This window comes from Sporocytophaga myxococcoides (assembly GCF_000775915.1).
Classification (GTDB): Bacteria; Bacteroidota; Bacteroidia; order Cytophagales; family Cytophagaceae; genus Sporocytophaga; species Sporocytophaga myxococcoides_A.
This window is the reverse complement of sequence record NZ_BBLT01000022.1, coordinates 1-4,451: the sequence shown is the minus strand read 5'-3', so window position 1 is coordinate 4,451 and position 4,451 is coordinate 1. Positions and strand designations below refer to the sequence as shown.

At 36.8% G+C, this 4,451-nt stretch carries 3 protein-coding genes; all 3 read right to left on the bottom strand.

Features of this window, described 5'->3' with window-relative positions; translation table 11 throughout:
- Positions 1–206 precede the first annotated feature (206 nt).
- Positions 207–851 (bottom strand): hypothetical protein, encoded by a 645-nt coding sequence (locus MYP_RS24480; RefSeq protein WP_045470006.1) that lies wholly within the window; start codon positions 849–851, stop codon positions 207–209.
- A gap of 49 nt (positions 852–900) precedes the next feature.
- The gene (locus tag MYP_RS24475) at positions 901–1,698 is read right to left on the bottom strand and encodes a hypothetical protein (RefSeq protein ID WP_045470003.1); all 798 of its coding nucleotides are present in this window, start codon (positions 1,696–1,698) and stop codon (positions 901–903) included.
- Positions 1,691–4,451: peptidoglycan-binding domain-containing protein (locus MYP_RS24470; RefSeq protein ID WP_045470000.1), on the bottom strand; the 2,761-nt coding region annotated here is incomplete at its 5' end. The genes MYP_RS24475 and MYP_RS24470, both read right to left, overlap by 8 nt.

Genomic DNA, 4,451 nt, shown 5'->3' with positions numbered 1-4,451 from the left:
CGATTTTTGTTCAGGCCCTTGGTTCTGAGCCTGACTGGTCTGATGAAGATTTGGATTTCTGGCGGAGTTCTGTCGACTCCTATGAAAAAATTCTCCCATAAATAATATTTCTGATAAAAATGAAAAAATCTCGTCGCTAACCTAAATTTTAATAACCCATCTGATCTAAGTTTTTATACTACACCATGATAGAAAATATGATAAAATTATCTTTTAAAGAAATTTTTATCTGTCGAGCCATTATCTATTATTGAACTAAAAATTTGATCTGCAATAACTTTATAAGTATCCATGCTGTCAGCAGGAAACTTCATGGTAAAATTGATGCAAGAGTTATTCTTCATAATCATCTTTCTTAGGTTATATACGTTATCCTTCTTTCCGGAAAGATAAAGCGACTCTTCACCAATATAACTCGAATCAATCTTAGCTTGCTCTCCAAGTGCTGCACTCTTATAAAGATCCAGGATCTCCTCCATCGAATATTCTTTGTCCTTATAATTGTTGCACTCTAAAATGTCTTCATGAATGGTAAATGAAACCAAAGAGTTGTTAGAAACAAATTCATCACAAATCACCGTGCTACATGTATTTCCCTTGTGAATAAAAAGACCCTTTGGCAACTGCATGCATAACTTCCATCTGTCATTGCAATAAGATTCACACTGTAACAAAGGAGCTTCATCTTTAACTGCTACAATTGATATGTCTGGTATAGACTGCAAGCCATCACTTGAAGATTCAACTGCAATAGTGTCTGGAGTGTTAACCTCCTTGGTTTCTCCTTCAGTACTTTTCTTACAACTAAATAATGTAATGAGTATTAATAGGCAAAAAACTCTTGAGTTCATTTATATTTTGATTTATTAAAAAACATTTTGATTAAATCTAAAGAAGTTTCTATTCATATATAACCTCGCGCTCTTCAATAGTCTCAGTTGGCTCTTCACCAAAAGTTATTGGAAAGTGCAATTGAGGAATATCTTTTCTTCCAAAATAGAAATCATTAAACTCAATATCACTTAGGACAATAGATTCTGTCAATCGCTTTCTTTTTATCCAGTTACCTTTCTGATCAAACTCAGTATACTCAAATTTAATTTTCTTTACTTCAGCATCTTCACCTATCACTTCTCCCAAAAGCGCTGCTTCTTCATTTCCCTTTTGATCTCTACTCACTGAATAATAATTTAAAACATGATCGGCAGAACTATTCGCAAAATCTGTTCTTTTAACTATGCGACCATTTTGATCCTGCTCAACTTCCGTAGTATAAGGGCCCTTCGTCGACCTTTGCTTCAAAGGACTTTTGTTTTCATACAAAAAAGTATCTGCCTTTGATGACTCCGAACCGTAATGGTTGCGAATTTCTCTTTCCAGATTTCCATTTGCATTATAAGATAAAATCGTCTTTCCTGTCTCTGTGTAAACATTGTTATTGGATGAAAAAACTTTAACTTCAGAAATTTTATCTTGATCAAACGAAACTTCTGCTCTGAAGTCTCCAAGTATAGTGAACTCCGGAAATTGAAGCTGTTTGGTTTTTATAGATATGATCTTGTCGCTTTTGCCTTGAGTAGACATTGGTATGGAATCTTTAGCTTGTTCTGTTTTCTCTTTTTCAGGTACGCTTTTGCATGATGCGCAAAATACGAGGCTAGTCAGTAGTACTACTTTTAAGCTCTTTCTCTTATTCATTATTTACTCTTATTTGAGATAGTTTATTTTTTCCATTTTCTACAGTTTTCCTGTCACTTCCTATATAAAGTCTGTTTTTATCTTTGTTGTAGCCATTCTCTTTATTAACTGTTCCTGGATCAAAATAATTATAGTACCACTTATCACCATCCTGTCCTTTTCCAACAATAATAATATAGTGATCTGTTGTTCCTTCATTTATAGTTTTGTCTGCTCCTTTCTCAATTCCAACAAATACTGCTTTGCCACTTTTCAGCTGAGCATCTATATACTTTACTCCAAGCTCTGCCTGGTTTGTAAACTTTCCACTTTGAGAGTCTTTAACAAAAGTTTGAACCTTATAATTATCTCCTTTTTCTGTCGCACCACTGAAGTCCAACATAAGCTTTGCTGTATCCCAACAACAGACATAGTTTGGCTTTGACTCTCTTGCCTTTTGATTTGTTCTGATTGAACTGTCTTTAACACCCTCAGTATCCCACCATGTTGCACCTGTAAATTTATTCTTTACTTTGGTAATCTCATCGTTGGAAGCTTTATGTAAATCCGCAGGATCATCATAACCCGTTGTTTTTTTTACAAAATCAATGTACTCTTTTTCATTGTCATCCTCTCCGTTTCTATAATTATAACCATATCTGAACTGCGTTCTCCACTGACTATCTGAAAGAACATTGGCTATTACTCCCTCGAATTTCTGATCATTATACTGATTATAAATTCTGTTCATCTCCTTCATCGAAGTATGAGTATATTTATCCTTAGAGATCTTTCCATCCTGAGATGCCACAGAGGCGCTGGTGGTAGCACCGTATTTCTGATACTGTTTAATTGCAGCTATCGTATCCTTCAGATCTTTATCCTCAATCTTTGTTTCAGGATTTTGGGTGTTGGATGTTTTTACGGCTGTTATTTCTTCAGAAGAAGAAGCCAGATAATTAAAGTTCACCAGGAAGTTTTGGATCTTAAGTACATCCTTGGCTTTATTGTCTCCTCCTTTACCTACACTTCCACTCAAATCAAGATTTGAATTTTGAACTTTGGTCTTTGTCTCTTTCTTAGTTTCTTTAACTACTTCTTTTGCTACCTCAGCCTTTGGTAAAAACTTATTAAGCTTATCCATCTGCTTCTGCTCGGCAGCACTTGTATATCCTGAATAAAGTTCGTTATAAAGCCGTTGAACAAGTTTCTTGTCTATTGAAGAAAGATCCGATTCCGAAAGGTGAGAACTAAGATTATATGCAAGATTATCCTTTTCATACCAGCTCAGGTAATCCAGCATTTTTATCACAAGGCCCGGATTTGATTTTGAGACTGCAAGCATTTCTTTGCCTATTGCCAACATCTCTCCTCCATATAGCTTATATATCTGCTCAGCACTTTTTGCAGGAACAGCCTCTGGTTTAACTGCTGGTTTATTTGTTTTGGTTGTTGAAGCTGATGTAGTTTTGGCTGCAGCCTTTATTGCTGGTGTTGTAACAGCAGGAGCAGCAGGTAACGCTGCTACAGCTTTTACAATTTCTGAAGCTGTTGCTGCATCTATATTGCCGCTTTCAGAAAGCTGATGATCCTTCTGGAATTTTTTGATAGCCTTTACTGTATCACTCTCTAAACCATCTTTTCTTGTAATAAAGCCATCCGCAGTCCCCTGATAATATCCGAGAGCTTTTAATGATTTTTGTACCTTAATTATTTCTGTTTTGCTGCCAACTGGCTGACCATCCTTCACTCCCACTTTCACATCCGAAGGTATCGCTTGAGTTGCATTAGCTTCAGCAGAAGGTGTTGCACTTCCTGTCGATGCATTATTCACCACTGCTTCAACAGCTGTGCTTTCTTCTTTTGTATCTTCACGACTCTTTAAATCAGGAATCTTACTGCTTAGAATAGTTTTGAAATATAGCAATCCTATTGTTGTTCCTTCTTTGCCTACTATGCCATCCTTATTATTCTTTAGCTTGATATTCATGTTTTCCTTGTCCGTTGCATTCGTTACAAGGTCCATTCGTTTTTTAAACCATTCTTCGTCTTCAGGTGCAAGTTCCTTTGTCTGGAACTCAAGTATAGCAGCGCAAACAGCATCAGTGTCTTTTGTCTTATCCTTTGTAATGTAACCCAACTGTGCTAATAAGCCTCCTACAATTTCTACATCATTCGCTGCATTCTTCTTACCCTTCCCAACAGTTCCTGACAATGCATATTCGGAATCTCTGTAATGCATCAGTCCTATTTCTGCCTTTATTTCTATTTCGTAGAAAGGATTGGTCGCATACACTCCTCCGCTCTTTGTTGTAAAGTTGCCATTCTCAAGCAATGTGTCGGCTGTTTTATTACTAAGGAAACTATCTGACATAAGCTTATAATAAGCATCAAATCCTTTTTCCTTATTGTTTATGCCTTGTTCTGTGGATGTGACACCACTGTCAAATGCGCCGACATTGAATATGTTTCCTTCTGTCCGCTCCTTATCCATCAAGCCTCCTTCAAGTCTGGCTTGAGCAAGCGCATACTCAACAGGGACTACAAAACTTAGGTCCTTCTTCTCATCATAGACTTTTTTCGCAGCTTTAGAAAACATTGAACCTGTCAGCTTTTTATCGTCTTTCACAGTTGTTTTCGAATACCAGTGATCCAACTGATCCTGTGCAAATTTTTCATAATCTTTGAAATAAGCATCTACCTTATCTGCTTCAAGAACCTTGAGCTGCACGCCATCTCCGGTTGCCCTTTGAACAGTCCCGGTCTCCACCCCC

Bases quoted from the DNA above. Each gene is read 5' to 3' on its own strand.
- MYP_RS24480 (WP_045470006.1), bottom strand. From the start codon at position 851: ATGAACTCAAGAGTTTTTTGCCTATTAATACTCATTACATTATTTAGT.
- MYP_RS24475 (WP_045470003.1), bottom strand. From the start codon at position 1,698: ATGAATAAGAGAAAGAGCTTAAAAGTAGTACTACTGACTAGCCTCGTA.